This window comes from Nonomuraea sp. NPDC048882 (genome assembly GCF_040649755.1).
GTDB classification, from domain to species: Bacteria; Actinomycetota; Actinomycetes; order Streptosporangiales; family Streptosporangiaceae; genus Nonomuraea; species Nonomuraea maheshkhaliensis.
This window is the reverse complement of record NZ_JBEZGB010000003.1, coordinates 354200-370762: the sequence shown is the minus strand read 5'-3', so window position 1 is coordinate 370762 and position 16563 is coordinate 354200. Positions and strand designations below refer to the sequence as shown.

Genomic DNA, 16563 nt, shown 5'->3' with positions numbered 1-16563 from the left:
TACCGGGCGGCTCGCCGGGTCTCAGCGGGCCCTTCCGGCCCGGCGGCGGAGCGCCGGCAGCCAGGGGGCGGTGCCGAGCACGGCGAGCAGCGCCAGCAGGGGCAGCCGCCACCACCACGACACGGTCGCGGGCGGCGGCTGCGCGGGCCCCGCGGCCGTCCACGGCCGGGCGCTCTTCGACCAGGCGAGGAACGCGTCGCCGATCGGCATCAGCCCGAAGGCGTAGCGCTTGGTCCACGGGGTGCCGACAGGCAGGCCGGCCAGCTCGCCGTAGCCGGCCAGCGCCCCGGCCAGCGCGGCGTCACCGTGCACCTGGGCGGCGCCCAGGGTGACCGCCGTGGCCGACAGGCTCACGCCCAGCGGCAGCGGCCCCGAGTCGACGTCGCCGGGGCCGTCCATCCCCTGGGGGTACTCCCGCACGGCCGGGCCGAGGCCGAGCGGGGTGACGACGTAACGGTCGCGAAAGCGCAGATACTGCCCGGCGGCGAAGCCGGGATCGATGTCGGGCAGGAAGCGCTGGATCATGCTCTGCGAGCTGCCCCTGGCCACCTCCTCCGGCTCGCCGGTGCCGGGAGCGGCGCGGTGCGGGAGCAGCCCGGTGCGCGGGTCCAGCCGCTCGCGGGCCAGCTCCAGCCACCGCGCGACGGTCGCGGCGTGGCGGGGCGGCTCCAGGGTGTCGTGCAGGCGCAGTGACGCCATCGCCACGGTCGAGTCGACCGGCCACGACTGGCCGGGGTAGGCCTCCAGGAACGGCGACGGCGAGGCGTCGAACGCCTTGGCCAGCGCCGCCGAGTCCGCGGCGAAGCGGCGCGACTCCCCGGCGTCCCGCCGCCCGGCCGGCTGGAGGCTCAGCACCCCGCCGCGCAGCCAGTTGCCCCAGCCCCGGTAGAAGACGCCGTACTCGGGGACGAGCTCGGCGCTGAACGGAGCGCGGCCGGGCGGGGTGTCCAGGCGTTCCAGCGCCCAGCGCGCCTCGCGCAGCGCCTCGGCCCTGGTCTCCCCCGGGACGCGCCGGCCCAGCTCCACCCAGGTCAGGCCGTACAGGACGTGCAGGAAGAAGTAGCCCTCGGGGAACAGCGCCTGCGCGTCGTCGCCGGCGCCGGCGTCGAGGGCTCCGCGCAGGAACGCGAGCTGTCGCCGCACCCCCGGCGGCTCACCCTCGGGGCCGCCCGGCGTGGCGGGGACGATCAGGCGGACCGCTCCGGCGAGCGCGCAGAGGCTGATGACGACGGCGGCGAGCCGGCGCGACCAGCGTAAGACCCTGCGCAGGGTAGGGCGGAGGAGGGAGGGCGCTTCCGGCATCCGCCGATGCTAGCGGTCCGGCGTCCCACCCGGATCCGTTGGTGCTGGGGCAGGGGTGATGTGTAGACCGGCGGTCTGGCCCGTCTCCGTTGGTGCTTGGGCCGGGGTGATGTGTAGAAAAGGGTCCATGCCGATTCCCCAGGGACCCTTCACCGGCCGTACCGTCACCGACCTCGCCCGGGAACTGCGCGACCGGAAGACCACCTCCGTCGATCTGGTCGAACAGGCGCTCGGCGCCGTCGCCGTGCTCGATCCCGCGCTGAACGCGTTCGTCACCGTGGACGCGGGCGGGGCGCTGGCGGCCGCGCGCCGGGCCGACGAGGAGCTGTCAGGGGGCGGCGACCGGGGGCCGCTGCACGGGGTGCCGGTCGCGGTGAAGGACCTGATCATGGTGGCGGGGGTGCCGGCGACCATGGGTTCGCGGCACTTCGCCGGATACATCCCCCACACCGACGCCGCCTGTGTGACGCGGTTGCGGGAGGCGGGCGCGATCATCGTCGGCAAGACCACGACGCACGAGTTCGCGTACGGGCCGACCGGCGACCGCTCCGCCACCGGCGCCTCGCGCAACCCGTGGGACCCGGCGCGCATCTCGGGCGGCTCCAGCGGCGGCAGCGGGGCGGCCGTCGCGGCGGGCATGGTGCCGCTGGCGATCGGCACGGACACGGGCGGCTCCGTCCGCATCCCGGCGGCTCTGTGCGGGATCGCCGGGTTCAAGCCGGCGTACGACGCGATCCCGGCCGACGGCGTGTTCCCGCTGTCGGCGACGCTCGACCATGTGGGCGTGCTCGCGGGCACCCCTGACGACTGCCTGATCGCCTACCGCCACCTGGCGCGGGACGGCGGGGCGGTCAAGGAGGGGACGGGGCCCGTGCGGGTGGCGTGGCTCGATCCCGGCGTCGTCTTCGACGGCGATCCCCGGGTGACCCGCACCGTGCGGGCCGTGGCGGCGTCGGTGTCGGGGGCAGCTTCGGGGGCCGCCGATGAGGTGCGGCTGGCCGAGGAGGTCGTCGCGGAGCTCAGGGAGACGTACCTGGCCATCCAGAGCTGCGAGACCGCCGCCGTGCACGCCGAGCGATTGGAGCGGGCGCCCGAGCTGTTCGACGACGAGGTGCTCGAACGCCTGCGCGTCGCCGCCGAGTTGCCCGGCTGGCGCTACGTCCGCGCCCTGGAGGCCAGGCGGCGGCTGGCCGAGACGGTGGGGGCGCTGTTCGAGCGGCACGACGTGCTCGCCCTGCCGTCCGTGCCGATCGTCGCGCCGCCGGTCGGCGCGCGTGAGGTGGAGGTGGACGGACGCGCCGTCGCGGTGCGGCCCGCGCTGCTCGCACTGACCAGCCCCTGGAACGTGCTCGGCTTCCCCGCGCTGACCGTCCCGGCGGGAACGGTGGACGGCCTGCCGGTCGGCCTGCAACTCGTCTGCCGCCCCGGCGACGAACCACTCCTCTTCGAGGCGGCGGCCCGCGCGGGGTCCGCACCGACGCCGGGCTGACGGCAGGACGCGGCGAGGTCCGCGCCGACGCCGGGACGACCGCGGGCGGCGCGCCGGGCGGACGGAGGTCAGTGCTCCTGGGCCGGGCGGGACGAATCGACCGGGCCGGGGTCGAGAGCGTTGAAGATCCCGGCCTCCAGCCCGGTCCCGTACCCGGCCAGGAACGCGTCCCTGTACTCCTGGTCGCCGATCGCCGCCCGCGCCTGCCGCTCGCACCGTTCGCGCGCGCTGACCCACTCGTGGATGCCGAGCTGCGCCCGCCCGATGGTGTCCCACACGTGCTGGGCCAGCCCCAGCCGGCGGGCGGCGCACGCGCCCTCCCCCGAGGCCGCGGCGGCGCAGGCCAGCACGTCGAGGGCGAGCGCGATGCCGATGCTGTCGTGCAGCCGGTACTTGACCTCGAGCGCCGCCCGCGCGTGCGTCTGCGCGGCCTCGTACCGGCCCAGCGTCAGCTCGGCCTGGGCGCGGAAAAGGTCGGCGTAAGCGCGCATCCACCGTTCGCCGCGCTTGTCGCACTCGGCGCACATCTCCTCCAGCACCTTGACCGCGTCCTCGACGCGGCCCTCGGCGGTGTGCACGTGGCACTGGCCGAGGCGGGCCAGGAGACTGGGCAGGCTCAGCCCGTGCTCGGGCCGGTGCACGGCCAGCAGGCTGTCGGCCAGGGCCAGCGCGAGGGCCAGGTCTCCCCTGATGGTGGCCGCCGCCATCACCATGGCCTGCGCGCCCAGCGCCGCCTCGGTGTCGCCGAGCCGTTCGGCCGCGCCGGCGCACTCGGCGGCCCAGGACATGCCGGCGGTGGCGTCGCCCTGCACGATGAGGGTCAGGCTGCACACCCACAGGGCGCGGTTACGTAGCGTGCTGGGCTCGGTGTCGAGGCGCAGGGCACGTTCGAGGTAGTGCTGGCCCTCTCTGAGGAAGCCGCAGGGGTACCAGAAGAACCAGAGCGCGGCGGCGAATTCCAGCGCGCTGTGGTCGTCAGGGGTGTTGAGGCTGTGGTCGAGGGCGGTGCGCAGGTTGTCGTGCTCGACGGTGGTGCGGTCGTTCCAGGCGATCTGCTCGGGGCCCAGCCAGGAGGCGTCGCCGCGGCGGGCCAGGTCGAGGTAGAAGTCGCGGTGGCGGCGGCGGATCTCGTCCTGCTCGCCGAGTGCGCGCAGCCAGATGGCGCCGTACTCGCGGATGGTGTCGAGCATCCGGTAGCGCTCGCCGCCGCCGGTCGGCGCCCAGATGAGGATCGACTTGTCGGCCAGCCCGGCCAGTAAGCCGACGATGGCGTCGGCGGGTAGCAGGTCGTCGGCGCAGACGTCGATCGCGGCCTGGTCGTCGAAGCTGCCCGCGAACACCGAGGTCCGCGCCCACAGCAGTCGCTCCTCGGGGGTGCACAGCTGGTGGCTCCAGCCGATCGCGGTGCGCAGCGCCTGGTGCCAGGGCGGGTCGGCGTCGAGCACCTCGTCCTCGGTGTCGCCGAGCAGCTCGAACCGGTCGTCCAGCCGCGCGGCCAGCTCGGCCGGCGCCAGCTCGCGCAGCCGGGCCGCGGCCAGCTCGATGGCCAGCGGCAGCCCTTCGAGCCGCCGGCACAGGCGGGCCAGCTCGGTACGGTTGCCGTCGCCGACGGCGAAGCCGGGCACGGTGGCCGCGGCGCGCTCGGTGAGCAGCCTGACCGCCTCCTGCGGGCCTTCGCCGTCGTCGTCGGGGACGGGCAGCGGGTCGATGATGAGCACCTGCTCGTCCGGCACGCCCAGGGGGCGGCGGCTGGTGGCCAGGATCGACAGCCGGGGGGCGGCGACGAGCAGCTCACGGGCCGTCCTGGCGCAGTCCTCGATGAGGTGCTCGCAGGTGTCCAGCACGAGCAGCAGGTGCCGGTCGCCGAGATATTCGGTCAGCACCTCCAGCATCGGCCGGGTCGTCTGGTCGGCCAGGGGCAGCGACTCGGCGATCGTGTACGGCACCAGCGCCCCCTGGTCCAGCGCCGAGAGCGGCACGAGCCAGGCGCCGTCGGCGAACCCGGGCCGCATGAGCGAGGCGGCCCGCAGCGCGAGCCTGCTCTTGCCGACCCCGCCCACCCCGGTCAGCGTCACCATGCGGAACTCGCGGCATAACCGGCGGATCCGGGCCAGCTCTCCGCGGCGGCCCACCAGGCTGGTCGTCTCCGGCGGCAGATTCCCGGTGTGCCGCCCACCCATCGTCATGGCCCTCACCTGTCCGGCTCGCGCAACTTGCCGCCTCGGTGAACAGCAGCTTGCCGGACGCGGAGTGGATCCGCCACGAAAAGTGAGAAAGTGACTACCCGTCAGGGCCGTAGTGAAGGCCGGGAAACCTCTAGGCAACAAACCAAGCGCTTGCTACGCTCCGGCCATGGTGTCCACGATCGTCTGGGGTACCGGCAACATCGGCCGCGCCGCCATCCGCGCCGTCGAAGCCCATCCGGCGCTCGAACTGACCGCCGTCCTCGTCCACGACCCGGCCAAGCTCGGCCGTGACGCCGGAGACCTGGCCGGCCTCGGCCGCCACCTCGGTGTCGCGGCCACCGGCGACCCCGAGGCGGTGCTGGCGACCGGCCCCAGGGCCGTCGTGTACGCCGCCTCGGGCGACATCCGCCCGGCCGAGGCCCTGGCCGACATCGTCAAGGCCGTGCGCGCCGGCGCCGTGGTCGTGACGCCGTCCCTGTACGCCCTCTACGACCACCGCAGCGCCCCGCCCGACATGCGCGAGCCGGTACTGGCCGCCGTCAAGGAGGGCGGCGGCTCCCTGTTCGTCTCCGGCGTCGACCCCGGCTGGGGCAACGACGTGCTGCCGCTGCTGGTCAGCGGGCTGGCGACCACCGTGGACGCCGTACGCTGCCAGGAGATCTTCGACTACTCCACCTACGACCAGCCCGACGCGGTCCGCTACCTGGTCGGCATGGGCCAGCCGATGGACTACGAACCGCCGATGATCGCGCCGACCGTGCCGTCCATGGTCTGGGGCGGCCAGATCCGGCTCATGGCCAGAGCCCTGGGCGTCGAGCTGGACGAGATCCGCGAGAGCGTGCACCGCCGCGAGCTCGACACCACCGTGACCACCGCCTCGATGGGCGCCTTCGAGGCGGGCACGCAGGGCGCGGTCCGGTTCGAGGTGCAGGGCGTCGTGGACGGGGAGGCGCTGATCGTGATCGAGCACGTCACCCGCATTCACCCGTCCTGCGCACCCGACTGGCCGCTCCCGCCGGACGGCGTGGGCGCGCACCGGGTGATCATCGAGGGCCGGCCGCGCATCGAGGTCACCGTCGAGGCCGCCGACGAGGACGGCAACCGCTCGGCGGGCGGCAACGCGACCGCCGTGGGCCGGCTGGTCGGCGCCATCGACTGGCTGGACCAGGCCCCGCCAGGACTGTACGACGCGCTCGACGTGCCCCTGCGTCCCGCCACCGGCAAGCTCGGAAGGAGACGGTCATGAAGATCGACATACCGGAGGGCAAGGACGCCATCGCGTACGTGTGGGGCGAGATGATCCCCGGGATCGGCCCGGCCGCCTCGCGCTTCTCCCTGTCGGTCTACACCCACACGACTCTCGGCCTGCGCGAGTTCGAGGCGGCCAGGCTGCGCATCGCGCAGATCAACGGCTGCGCGTTCTGCCTGGACTGGCGGACGGAACGCGACGGCGTCAAGGTCGAGGAGAGCTTCGCCGACGCGGTGACGCACTGGCGCACGACCGGCGACTTCGACGAGCGCACCCGGCTGGCCGCCGAGTACGCCGAGCGCTACGCCCTGGACCACCACAACCTCGACGAGGAGTTCTGGGGCCGGATGACCGCGCACTACAGCCAGCTGGAGATCGTCGAGCTGAGCATGAGCATCGGTTCGTGGCTGGCGTTCGGCCGGCTCAACCACGTCCTGGGCCTGGACACCGTGTGCCAGTTGCCCAGTGGCGCTTCGCCCGCACCCGAGCCGAGAGTGAGGCCGGCCAGATGAGTCAGAACGAGCTCTCCCGCCGCGGTTTCATCGCCGGGACCGGCACCCTGCTGGGCGCCGCCGCCCTCGGGGTGCACGCCCCGGCCGCCCGCGCCATCGCCTCGGGCGCGCAGGTTCCCGCCCTGGTGATCGGCACCGGGTACGGCGGCGCCGTCGCCGCGCTGCGCCTGGCCCAGGCGGGCGTGGACGTCCACATGATCGAGATGGGCATGGCCTGGGACACCCCCGGCACCGACGGCAAGATCTTCTGCAACACGCGCGAGCCCGACTACCGCTCCTACTGGCTGCGTACGAGGACCAAGGCGCCGCTCAACTACTTCCTCGGCTTCCCCATCGACCGCGACATCCCCCGCCACACCGGCGTCCTGGACGCGGAGGAGTTCGGCGGCATCACCGTCTACCAGGGCCGCGGCGTCGGTGGTGGCTCGCTGGTGAACGGCGGCATGGCGGTGACCCCGAAGCGGGCGAACTTCGCCTCCGTGCTGCCGTCGGTGAACGCCGCCGAGATGTACGACGTCTACTACCCGCGCGCCAACGCCGGCCTCGGCGTCGGCACCATCGACCCGGCCTGGTTCGAGAGCACGGCCTACTACCAGTACGGCCGCGTCGGCCGTAAGCACGCCCAGCGCTCGAACTTCCCGTTCGTGTTCGTGCCCGACGTGTACGACTGGGACTACATGAAGGCGGAGGAGGCCGGCACCGTACCGAAGTCCGCCCTGGCCGGCGAGATCCTCTACGGCAACAACCACGGCAAGAAGTCGCTGCAGAAGACCTACCTCGCCCAGGCCAAGGCCACGGGCCGGGTCACCGTCTCGCCGCTGCACCGGGTCACCTCGGTCGCGCCGGCGTCGGGCGGCCGGTACACGGTCACCATGGAGCAGCTCGACACCTCCGGCAACGTCATCGCCACCAAGACCGTCACCGCCGACCGGGTGTTCTTCGCCGCCGGCAGTGTCGGCACCAGCAAGCTGCTGGTGAAGCTGAAGGCCACCGGCGTGCTGCCCAATCTCAACGGGGAGGTAGGCAAGGGCTGGGGCGACAACGGGAACGTCATGTGCGGCCGGGCCAACCATTTGTGGGACCCGACCGGCTCGCTCCAGTCGGCCATCCCGTGCTGCGGCATCGACAACTGGGCCGCAGGGGGCGCGTTCGCCGAGGTCGCGCCGCTGCCGACCGGCATCGAGACGTGGGCCTCGTTCTACCTGTCCATCACCAACAACCCGCATCGCGCGCAGTTCTCCTGGAACGCGAGCGCGGGCAAGGTGGAGCTGAACTGGCAGACGGCGTGGAAGCAGCCGTCGATCGACATGGCCAAGACGATCTTCGACCGGATCAACGCCAAGGAGGGGACGATCTACCGGACCGACCTGTTCGGCGTCTACAAGATCTGGGGCGACCACCTGACCTACCATCCGCTGGGCGGCGCGGTGCTGAACCGGGCGACCGACAACTACGGGCGGCTGACGGCGTACCCAGGGCTGTACGTCATCGACGGGGCGCTGATCCCCGGCAACACGACCGTCAACCCGTTCGTCACGATCACGGCGCTGGCCGAGCGCAACATCGAGCACATCATCGCCACCGACCTCTGACGGCCCTCCTGACGGCCCTCCTGGCGGCCCTCTGACGGCATCGCGGCCGAGCGGCCCCACGGGGGCTGCTCGGCCGTCCGGTCCTGTTCCACCGACCGCGGTCCTGTTCCACCGACCGCCTCCGTTCGCCCGATCCGACGGGGTGACGGCCCCACCGACCGCGTCCGTTCGCCCGGCCGTGACCCGCCGTCCACCTGGCGGCGCTACGGTGCGCGCATGACGATGCGCAGGTTGCTCGTGAGCGTGCTGGCCGGCGTCCTCGCCGGCGGTAGTGTCGCCGTCGTGCCCGCCCAGACTCCTCCCGCCACGGCCGAGCGCCGTGGCCACGCCCCGCTCGTGATCGGCCATCGGGGCGCGAGTGCCCACCGGCCCGAGCACACGCTGCTGTCGTACGAGGCCGCCATCGCGATGGGCGCCGACTACATCGAGCCCGACCTCGTCTCCACCAAGGACCACGTGCTGGTGGCTCGGCACGAGAACGAGATCTCCGGCACGACCGACGTGGCCGCGAGGCCCGAGTTCGCCGGCCGGCGCACCACCAAGACCGTGGACGGCCGGCCGGTCACCGGCTGGTTCACCGAGGACTTCACGCTGGCCGAGCTGAAGACGCTGCGGGCCAAGGAGCGCGTGCCCGACCTGCGGCCGGACAACACGGCGTTCGACGGGCTGGCGGAGATCCCGACGTTCGAGGAGGTCGTGCGGCTGGCCCTCGCGCACGGCGTCGGCGTCTACCCCGAGACCAAGCACCCCACCTACTTCGACTCCATCGGCCTGTCGCTGGAGGAGCCGCTGCTCGACGTGCTCGGCCGGCACCGGGTGCGGAAGGCGTACATCCAGTCGTTCGAGACCGCCAACCTACGCGAGCTGAGCGGACGGACGCGGCTACCGCTGATCCAGCTCATCACCTCCGGCGGGGCGCCCTACGACTGGGTGGCGTCCGGCAGCACGCGGACCTACGACGACATGGTCACGCCCGAGGGGCTGCGCGAGGTGGCCCGGTACGCCGACGGGATCGGCGTGGACACGCGGCGGGTCGTCCCCGTGGACGCGGCCGGCCGGACGCTGGAGCCCACGACGCTGGTCGCTGACGCGCACCGCAGGCGGCTCGACGTGCACGTCTGGACGGTGCGGAACGAGAACTCCCAGCTGCCCGCCGACTACCGGCTCGGCGACGCCGCCAGTCCGGCCTACCCGCGGGCCACCGGGAACGTGATGGGGTGGCTGTCGCGGCTGGTCGAGCTGGGCATCGACGGCGCCTTCTGCGACGACCCTGCCATGGGCCGCGCGGTGGTGGCCAAGCACTCGGCCTGAGCCGGCCCGCTCCCCTTTCGACAGCCCGACCGGGCGCTCGGCCCGGTCGCTCGGCCCGGTCGGCCGGTCCGGTCGCCCGGCGCCAGGTCAGGTGCGGCGCCAGCGGGACTCGCCGAAGCAGTAGCCGGCGAACAGCAGCAGCCCGAGCGCCACCACGACCAGCAGCCACGGCCCGACCGGCGTCTCGGCGAACTCGCGCAGGGTCGCGTCGATGCCGCCCGCCTTGTCCGCGTCGTACGTGATCGCCGCCTGGACGACCAGGACACCGGCCAGCCCGGCGATCACGCCCCTGGCCACGTACCCGCCGACGCCGAGCCGCTCCATGATCGTCCGGGCGCGCGGCGACATGCTCCCGAGCCGCAGCTCCTCCTTGAAGCCCTTCGTCACGCCCCGGTGGATCCAGTACACGCCCAGCGCGATCAGGCCGAGCCCGGCCACGCCCACGATGATCTGCCCGCCGGGCAGCTCCAGCAGCTTGGCCGTCATGTCCTGCGACTTCTGGTCGTCGGACTTCGCCTTGTGCGTGGTCAGCACGCTGATCAGGGTGAGGACGAGCAGCACGTACACCACGACCCGGGCGACCGCCTCGCCCTTCTCCAGCGCCTTGCCGGAGCCGAACAGCGCCTCCGAGGTCTGCCAGAGCGCCAGCGCGACGAATCCGGCCGTCATGACCCACAGGATGACCGAGCCGAACGGCAGCCCGGCCAGCGTGGTGATCGCGCCCGCCTTGTCGGCCTGCTGCGAGCCGTCGCCGGTGGCGATCTGCAGGGCCACCACGCCGATCAACGCGTACAGCACACCGCGGCAGGCCAGGCCCACACGGGTCAGCACGGCCATGGGCCGGCTGGAGGTCGCGCGCCGCGTCGCGGCCTTCGCCTCGCGGCCCGCCTGTTCCGCTGTGTTCACGATTCCTCCCACTTGGTCGATGCCGGTCCCGAGTGCCCAGGAACCGCGCATGTAGGCATCGAAAATCCGGTGCGGCAGGTCTTCCCGCTGGTCACAGTGGTCCGGTTACAGTGGTGCGGTGAGCTGCGATCAGCACGGCCTGGCCATGTCGGGTGCGAGCGCCGCGGCGGTGCGGCACTACGACCGGGCGATCGACGAGTTGCTGCGGTTCAGGGCCGAGGTGGACGCCGAATCGGGGGCCGCGCTGGCCGAGTCGCCCGACTTCCCGATGGGCAACGTGCTGGCGGCGTACCTGGGGCTGCTGACCACCGAGGTCGAGGACGCGCGCACGGCCCGGGTCCGTTTCGAGGCGTTCCTGCGCAGGATCGACGCGACCTCGCTGCTGCCGCGCGAGCGCGCGCACGTGGCGGCCGTGCGGGCGCTGTTCGGCGGCGACTACCTGACCTGCGGCGAACTGCTGGCCGGCATCGCGGCCGAGCATCCGCGCGACGCGCTGGCGCTGGCAGCCGGCCACCAGATCGACTTCTTCACCGGCGACGCCCGCATGCTGCGCGACCGGATCGGCGGCGCGCTGAACGCCTGGCGGGAGGAGGACCGCCATTTCGGTCATGTGCTCGGCATGTACGCCTTCGGCCTGGAGGAGGCGGGCCACTACGACCGGTCCGAGGAGGTCGGCCTGCGGGCGGTGGAGCTCGATCCGCGCGACGTGTGGGGCATCCACGCGGTGGTGCACACGTACGAGATGCAGGGGCGTTTCGGCGAGGGTCTGCGCTACCTCGACGCCCGCATGGGCGACTGGTCCACCGGGACGTTCTTCAACGTGCACAGCTGGTGGCACTACTGCCTGTACGCGCTGGAGAGCGGCGACGAGCGGCGGGTGCTGGCGATCTACGACGCGGTGCTCGCCGACGGGCAGTCCTGCATGGAGCTGCTCGACGCCGCCGCGCTGCTGTGGCGGCTGCACCTGGAGGGCTCCGAGCAGCCCGAGCGCTGGCGGGTCCTGGCCGAGGCGTGGCCGCCGCGCATGGGTGAGCCGTTCTACGCCTTCAACGACATGCACGCGGTGATGTCGTACGTGGGGGCGGGGCGGATCGGCGAGGCCGAGCGGCTGATCGCGGGGCGGGAGGCGTACGTGGCGCGGCCGCGTCCCGGCGTCACCAACCACGGGATGACGCTCAGGGTCGGGCTGCCGGTGTGCCGGGCGATCGTGGCGTTCGGGCGGGGCGACTACGAGACGGTGGTGGAGCTGCTCCATCCGATCAGGCACCGGGTCAACGAGTTCGGCGGCAGCCACGCGCAGCGCGACGCCGTGCAGCGCACGCTGCTGGAGGCGGCCCTGCGGGCGGGGCGGCGCGACGTGGCCAGGGTGCTGGTGAGCGAGCGGATCAGCGTGCGGCCGTGCAGCCCGTACAACTGGCTCAAGCAGGCGGCGCTGGCCGACGCGATCGGCGACGGCGCGGCGGCGGCCGTGGCCCGCACGCGGGCGCGGGAGCTCGCGACGGGCGGGCGCCGGCTCGCCGGATCGCCGGAGTAGCGCTCGCCGGCCCCTGACCAGTGCTCGCGACGGGCGGGCGCTCGCTTGTCGGACCCGGCGAGTAGTGTTTCCGGACATGAACCGGCAACTCACCCTGATGGTCGTGCACGCCCACCCCGACGACGAATGCCTGACCACGGGCGGCATCCTGGCCCGCTACGCCGAAGAGGGCGTGCGCACCGTCCTGGTCACCTGCACCAACGGTGAGCAGGGCGACGACCAGAACGGCGTCAAGCCGGGCGAGCCCGGTCACGACGACGCGGCGGTGGCCGCGAAGCGGCTGGAGGAGCTGCGCGAGTCCGTGGGCCACCTGGCCGTCGAGCACCTGGAGCTGCTCGGCTACCGTGACTCGGGCATGGACGGCTGGGAGGGCAACGGCCATCCCGACGCCTTCGCCAACGTCCCCGTGGAGACCGCCGCGGCCCGGCTGGCCGAGCTGATGGAGCACTACCGGCCCCAGGTCGTGGTCACCTACGACGAGACCGGCGGTGGCGGCTACGGTCACCCCGACCACATCCAGACCCACCGCGTCACGGTCGCCGCCACCGAGCGCAGCGGCATCCCCGACAAGCTCTACTACACCGCCATCCCCAGGTCGGCGATCCTGCGCATGTTCGAGATGATGAAGGAGAGCGGCGTCGACGTCGGCGACTTCGACCCCTCAGGCGACTTCGGCACCCCCGACGAGCGCGTGACGAGCGTCGTCGACGTCACCCCCTACGTCGAGCGCAAGATCAAGGCGCTGCAGGCGCACGAGAGCCAGGGCGACAACATCTTCCTGCTGCGCATGCCCGACGATGCGCGGATGCAGGCGTTCTCGCACGAGGCGTTCGAGCGGGTGCTGAGCAAGGTCGACACGCCCCAGCACGAGGAAGACCTGTTCGCCGGCCTGCGCGACTCCTGACCCCACCGGCGCCGTCCCGGCTCGGTCCGGCTCCCCCGGGACGGTGTCACTTCTGGGCGAGATCTCTGCCGGGACCCGTCCCTTCGGCGCGGCCGGGTCGGGGCGTGAGGGCCATGGCCAGTTCCTCGGCGGCGCGGGTCATGTCGCCGGTGCGTGCGACCGCCTGGAGGATCCTCAGCTGGGTGAAGGTCATAGCGCCGCGCGCAGCAGGCCGACGATCAGTGGGTGCGGGGCTTCGGGGCGCGAGCGGGTCTGCGGCACGAACAGGGTGGCCAGGTAGAAGGGATGCCCGGGGATCTCCAGCACCCTGGCCTCGCCGTCGCCGTCCACTCCGGTGACAGACAAGCCGCCGTCGTGCAAGGTCTCCTGCCGGCCGGGGTCGAGACCGAAGTTGCAGTAGTAGTTCTCTTCGACGTCGGTACGTCCGTACAGTGCGGCCACCCGGGTGCCGGGGGTCAAGGTGACGGGCATGGTCTTGCCGGCCAGTGAGCAGGTCAGTTCGGACACGAAGAGGGTCGAGGCGTACGGGTCGTACTCCGCGTGCTGGGCGTCCTGATAGCCGAGCACGTGGCGGGCGTACTCGATGATCATGTGCTGGCAGCCGCCGCACGTCCCCAGGGTGGGCACGCCGTGCTCGCGGCCGTGCCGGAGCGCGGCGAGTGCGCCGCGCAGGCTGCGGTACGGGCTGCCGGGCGCGCACCACAGCACGTCGGCGGCCTTGACCTCGGCCAGGTCGGATTCGAGCGATGCGGTGGCCACCCAGCGGACGTCCACCTCGATGCCGAGGTGCGCGGCGGCGTGCCGCAGCGCGTCGTCGGTGGCCGCGTGCGTGGGAGCGGCGGGGTCGCGGTCACCGATGACCGCGACGCGCAGAGATCGATCCATGGCCTCAACTATGCGATGTTCCGGCCTGAGCACCAATGCCGGACCATGCGTGTGCCATGGGCGATCACTCATGTCCAGGCGGGAAGCCTCTGGGCGATCACCTTGGCGGCAGAGACCGTGAGCTCGGCGGTCTCGGGGGTGAAAGTTTCAATGGGGCGGAGGCCGCCCCCACGGATCGCCGCAGATCGCCGGAAGCCTCCGATATGGGGCGGCGGGGTGGATTGTGATCTGGTGGCCGGTCTGCCTACGGTGCTGGCATCACGGTGTTGACATCCGCACCCGGTGGCCCGGTCAAGGAGTCCGTCATGCGCGCGAGAGTCGTTCCGGCCCTGATCCTGATGCTGCTCGCGCTGGGCATCGGTGTCCCGGCCGCCCACGCCCAGGGCGGCTTCGACTTCTCCAGGGCGGAGGTCTCCGTCACCGGTCTGCAGGTGCCCTGGGCGATGGCGTTCCTGCCCGACGGCAGCGCGCTCGTCTCCGAACGGAACACCGGGCGCGTCATGCGGGTGCGTCCCGGCCAGGCGCCCGCCGCCGTCGCCACGGTCAGCGGGGTCAGCGCGTCGGGCGAGAGCGGGCTGCTCGGACTCGCGGTCTCCCCCGCCTACGCCCAGGACGGCTGGGTGTACGCGTACTTCACCAGCACCAGTGGCGACAACCGCCTGATCAGGTTCCAGCTGAGCGCCCCGCAGACCCAGACGGTGCTCTTCTCCGGGGTGCCGAGCGCGACGATCCACGACGGCGGCCGCATCGCGTTCGGCCCCGACGGCATGCTGTACGTCGGCACGGGCGACGCCGGCAACACCGCCAACGCCCAGAACCTGAACAGCCCGGCCGGGAAGATCCTGCGCCTGACGCCCACCGGCGGCGTCCCGTCGGACAACCCGTTCCCCGGCTCCCGCGTCTGGAGCTACGGCCACCGCAACGTGCAGGGCCTGGCCTGGGACGCGCAGGGCCGGATGTACGCCACCGAGTTCGGCCAGAACACCTGGGACGAGATCAACCAGATCGTCGCGGGCGGCAACTACGGCTGGCCTGCCTGCGAGGGCGACTGCGGCAACTCTTCCTTCCGCCGCCCGATCGTCACCTGGCCGACCTCACAGGCCTCGCCCAGCGGGCTCGCGTACGCGAACGACACGCTGTTCGCGGCGGCCCTGCGCGGGCAGCGCCTGTGGACGGTGCCGCTGTCCGGCACGGGCACGCCGGGCACGCCGCAGGCCGAGTTCACCTCCGCGTACGGACGGCTGCGCGCGGTCGCGGCCGGGCCCGACGGCTGGCTCTGGGTGGCGACCAGCAACCGCGACGGCCGGGGCAGCCCGGTCGCCCAGGACGACCGGATCATCCGCGTCCCACCGGCCGCCGGCGGCAACTCGGGCGCGTGCGCGGCGACGGCTTCCGTCCAGTCCCAGTGGGGCACGGGCTATGTCGTGCAGCCGGTCACGGTCACCAACACGGGCACGGCTGCGACGACGGGGTGGACGGCGACGTTCACGCTGCCCGCCGGCCACACGGTCACCGGCTCGTGGAACGCCGTCCTGACCACGTCCGGCCAGAACGTCACGGCCGGGAACACCACGCACAACGGCGCCCTCGCCCCAGGCCAGAGCACCACCTTCGGCCTCCAGGCCACCCGCCCGGCCGGCGACACCCAGCTCCCGGCCGCCTACACCTGCACCTGATCCCCCGGCCCGGGGGGCGGTTGTTCGCCGGAGCCGCGGGTGAGCAGGCGGGTGGGGACGACCACGCGGCGAGCACGGGAGCGGTCGCCGTCCAGCCGGGACAGCACCAGCTCCGCCGCCGCGGCCCCCACCGCCGCCGGGTCCTGGGCGACCACCGTCAGCGGCGGGTCCAGGACCTCGGCCAGCGGCAGGTCGTCGAAGCCGACGAGCGCGACGTCCTTGCGTCCGGCCCTGGCCAGCGCCAGCACCGCCCCCATGGAGGCGAAGTTGTTGCCGGCGAAGAGCGCGGTCGGCGGGTCGGTCAGGGCCAGCAGCCGGAGGGTGGCGCGGGCCGCGGCCTCCATGTCGTGCCCGGTGTCCACGAGCGACCGGTCGAACGGCAGGCCGGCCGCCTCCAGGGCGTCGCGATAGCCCTGGAGCCGCTCGCGGCGGGTGTAGAGAGTGGCGGGCACGTCGCCGACGAAGCCGATCCTGCGGTGGCCGTACCCGATCAGGTGGGCGACGCCCGCCCTGGAGCCCTCCCGGTTGGCGCTGACCACGCAGTCCGCGGTCAGGCCGACGGCCGGCCGGTCGAGGAAGACGATCGGCAGCCCGGCGACCCGCTCTAAGCGCAGATGACGATGGTCGCCGCCGGCGGCGGGGACGACCATGAGGGCGCTCACCCGGCGGGCCAGGAACGTGGCGATCAGCGACTGCTCCAGCCCGGCCGTCTCGTCGGACGAGCCGACGATGAGCGTGAGCCCGCGAGCCCGTACGGCGCTCTCGACACCGCCCGCGACCGTGCCGAAGAACGGGTTGCCCATCTCGGGGATGACCAGGCCGATCGCCGCGTCACGCGCGCCCACCCGGGTGTTGCGGGCCATCAGGTTGGGCTGGTATCCGAGCCGCCTGACCGCCGCCAGCACGCGCTCGCGCGTCTCCACGGCGACCGGCCCCTCGTCGTTGAGCACCCGGGAGACGGTCTTGGCGGTGACTCCGACCTCGCGTGCCACGTCTGTCATCGTCGGACGCCGCATT

At 72.9% G+C, this 16563-nt stretch carries 14 protein-coding genes; 8 read left to right on the top strand and 6 right to left on the bottom strand.

The genetic code is table 11. From position 1 onward, the window contains the following. Nucleotides 1-21: 21 nt before the first annotated feature. A complete protein-coding gene (locus tag AB0C27_RS11760) occupies nucleotides 22-1302 on the bottom strand; it encodes a hypothetical protein (protein ID WP_357841590.1) in 1281 nt (426 codons plus the stop codon). Between the two features lie 127 nt (nucleotides 1303-1429). Between AB0C27_RS11760 and AB0C27_RS11755 the strand changes: the two genes are divergently transcribed. Beyond that, nucleotides 1430-2791 carry an amidase gene (locus tag AB0C27_RS11755; protein ID WP_357841587.1) on the top strand — a complete coding sequence of 454 codons (1362 nt, stop codon included), beginning with the start codon at nucleotides 1430-1432 and terminating at the stop codon, nucleotides 2789-2791. A gap of 68 nt (nucleotides 2792-2859) precedes the next feature. Here the strand turns inward: AB0C27_RS11755 and AB0C27_RS11750 are convergent, their stop codons facing one another. Next, entirely contained in the window at nucleotides 2860-4977 is a 2118-nt protein-coding gene (locus AB0C27_RS11750) for an ATPase (RefSeq protein WP_357841584.1), read from the bottom strand. A 166-nt stretch (nucleotides 4978-5143) separates the two neighbouring features. Here AB0C27_RS11750 and AB0C27_RS11745 point away from each other — a divergent pair, with 166 nt between their 5' ends. From AB0C27_RS11745 to AB0C27_RS11730, 4 genes are all read left to right on the top strand, one after another. Continuing rightward, nucleotides 5144-6223 carry a dihydrodipicolinate reductase gene (locus AB0C27_RS11745; RefSeq protein ID WP_357841582.1) on the top strand — a complete coding sequence of 360 codons (1080 nt, stop codon included), beginning with the start codon at nucleotides 5144-5146 and terminating at the stop codon, nucleotides 6221-6223. After that, nucleotides 6220-6738: a carboxymuconolactone decarboxylase family protein gene (locus AB0C27_RS11740; RefSeq protein ID WP_357841579.1), complete on the top strand. Its 519-nt coding sequence runs from the start codon at nucleotides 6220-6222 to the stop codon at nucleotides 6736-6738. The genes AB0C27_RS11745 and AB0C27_RS11740 overlap by 4 nt, the downstream gene beginning before the upstream one ends. Next, on the top strand, nucleotides 6735-8330 hold the full coding sequence (locus tag AB0C27_RS11735) for a GMC oxidoreductase (RefSeq protein WP_357841576.1): 1596 nt from the start codon (nucleotides 6735-6737) through the stop codon (nucleotides 8328-8330). Before AB0C27_RS11740 ends, AB0C27_RS11735 begins: the two co-directional genes overlap by 4 nt. A 216-nt stretch (nucleotides 8331-8546) precedes the next feature. Beyond that, the gene (locus AB0C27_RS11730) at nucleotides 8547-9641 is read left to right on the top strand and encodes a glycerophosphodiester phosphodiesterase (RefSeq protein ID WP_357841573.1); all 1095 of its coding nucleotides are present in this window, start codon (nucleotides 8547-8549) and stop codon (nucleotides 9639-9641) included. An 87-nt stretch (nucleotides 9642-9728) separates the two neighbouring features. Here AB0C27_RS11730 and AB0C27_RS11725 read toward each other — a convergent pair whose 3' ends face one another. Further along, complete coding sequence (locus tag AB0C27_RS11725) at nucleotides 9729-10547, bottom strand: DUF1206 domain-containing protein (protein WP_357841570.1); 819 nt, start codon at nucleotides 10545-10547, stop codon at nucleotides 9729-9731. Nucleotides 10548-10665: 118 nt separating this feature from the next. On the opposite strand from AB0C27_RS11725, the gene AB0C27_RS11720 reads away from it, so the two are divergent. Both AB0C27_RS11720 and AB0C27_RS11715 read left to right on the top strand, forming a co-directional pair. Next, nucleotides 10666-12081, top strand: a complete 1416-nt coding sequence (locus tag AB0C27_RS11720; RefSeq protein WP_357841567.1) for a tetratricopeptide repeat protein — start codon at nucleotides 10666-10668, stop codon at nucleotides 12079-12081. 76 nt (nucleotides 12082-12157) lie between these two features. Continuing rightward, nucleotides 12158-12985: a PIG-L family deacetylase gene (locus tag AB0C27_RS11715; protein ID WP_357841564.1), complete on the top strand. Its 828-nt coding sequence runs from the start codon at nucleotides 12158-12160 to the stop codon at nucleotides 12983-12985. Nucleotides 12986-13031: 46 nt separating this feature from the next. On the opposite strand, the gene AB0C27_RS11710 is transcribed toward AB0C27_RS11715, so the two are convergent. Beyond that, nucleotides 13032-13178 carry a hypothetical protein gene (locus AB0C27_RS11710; RefSeq protein ID WP_357841561.1) on the bottom strand — a complete coding sequence of 49 codons (147 nt, stop codon included), beginning with the start codon at nucleotides 13176-13178 and terminating at the stop codon, nucleotides 13032-13034. After that, on the bottom strand, nucleotides 13175-13870 hold the full coding sequence (locus AB0C27_RS11705; RefSeq protein WP_357841558.1) for a hypothetical protein: 696 nt from the start codon (nucleotides 13868-13870) through the stop codon (nucleotides 13175-13177). Before AB0C27_RS11705 ends, AB0C27_RS11710 begins: the two co-directional genes overlap by 4 nt. A 305-nt stretch (nucleotides 13871-14175) precedes the next feature. Here AB0C27_RS11705 and AB0C27_RS11700 point away from each other — a divergent pair, with 305 nt between their 5' ends. Further along, nucleotides 14176-15546, top strand: coding sequence for a PQQ-dependent sugar dehydrogenase (locus tag AB0C27_RS11700; RefSeq protein ID WP_357841555.1), 1371 nt, complete (start codon nucleotides 14176-14178; stop codon nucleotides 15544-15546). Here AB0C27_RS11700 and AB0C27_RS11695 read toward each other — a convergent pair. After that, a complete protein-coding gene (locus tag AB0C27_RS11695) occupies nucleotides 15531-16547 on the bottom strand; it encodes a LacI family DNA-binding transcriptional regulator (protein WP_357843072.1) in 1017 nt (338 codons plus the stop codon). The genes AB0C27_RS11700 and AB0C27_RS11695 overlap by 16 nt on opposite strands. Nucleotides 16548-16563: the final 16 nt, after the last annotated feature.

Coding starts and splice junctions, on each gene's coding strand:
- AB0C27_RS11710 (WP_357841561.1), bottom strand. CDS start 13,178: ATGACCTTCACCCAGCTGAGGATCCTCCAGGCGGTCGCACGCACCGGC.
- AB0C27_RS11730 (WP_357841573.1), top strand. CDS start 8,547: ATGACGATGCGCAGGTTGCTCGTGAGCGTGCTGGCCGGCGTCCTCGCC.
- AB0C27_RS11760 (WP_357841590.1), bottom strand. CDS start 1,302: ATGCCGGAAGCGCCCTCCCTCCTCCGCCCTACCCTGCGCAGGGTCTTA.
- AB0C27_RS11755 (WP_357841587.1), top strand. CDS start 1,430: ATGCCGATTCCCCAGGGACCCTTCACCGGCCGTACCGTCACCGACCTC.
- AB0C27_RS11735 (WP_357841576.1), top strand. CDS start 6,735: ATGAGTCAGAACGAGCTCTCCCGCCGCGGTTTCATCGCCGGGACCGGC.
- AB0C27_RS11750 (WP_357841584.1), bottom strand. CDS start 4,977: ATGACGATGGGTGGGCGGCACACCGGGAATCTGCCGCCGGAGACGACC.
- AB0C27_RS11695 (WP_357843072.1), bottom strand. CDS start 16,547: ATGACAGACGTGGCACGCGAGGTCGGAGTCACCGCCAAGACCGTCTCC.
- AB0C27_RS11745 (WP_357841582.1), top strand. CDS start 5,144: ATGGTGTCCACGATCGTCTGGGGTACCGGCAACATCGGCCGCGCCGCC.
- AB0C27_RS11740 (WP_357841579.1), top strand. CDS start 6,220: ATGAAGATCGACATACCGGAGGGCAAGGACGCCATCGCGTACGTGTGG.
- AB0C27_RS11705 (WP_357841558.1), bottom strand. CDS start 13,870: ATGGATCGATCTCTGCGCGTCGCGGTCATCGGTGACCGCGACCCCGCC.
- AB0C27_RS11715 (WP_357841564.1), top strand. CDS start 12,158: ATGAACCGGCAACTCACCCTGATGGTCGTGCACGCCCACCCCGACGAC.
- AB0C27_RS11700 (WP_357841555.1), top strand. CDS start 14,176: ATGCGCGCGAGAGTCGTTCCGGCCCTGATCCTGATGCTGCTCGCGCTG.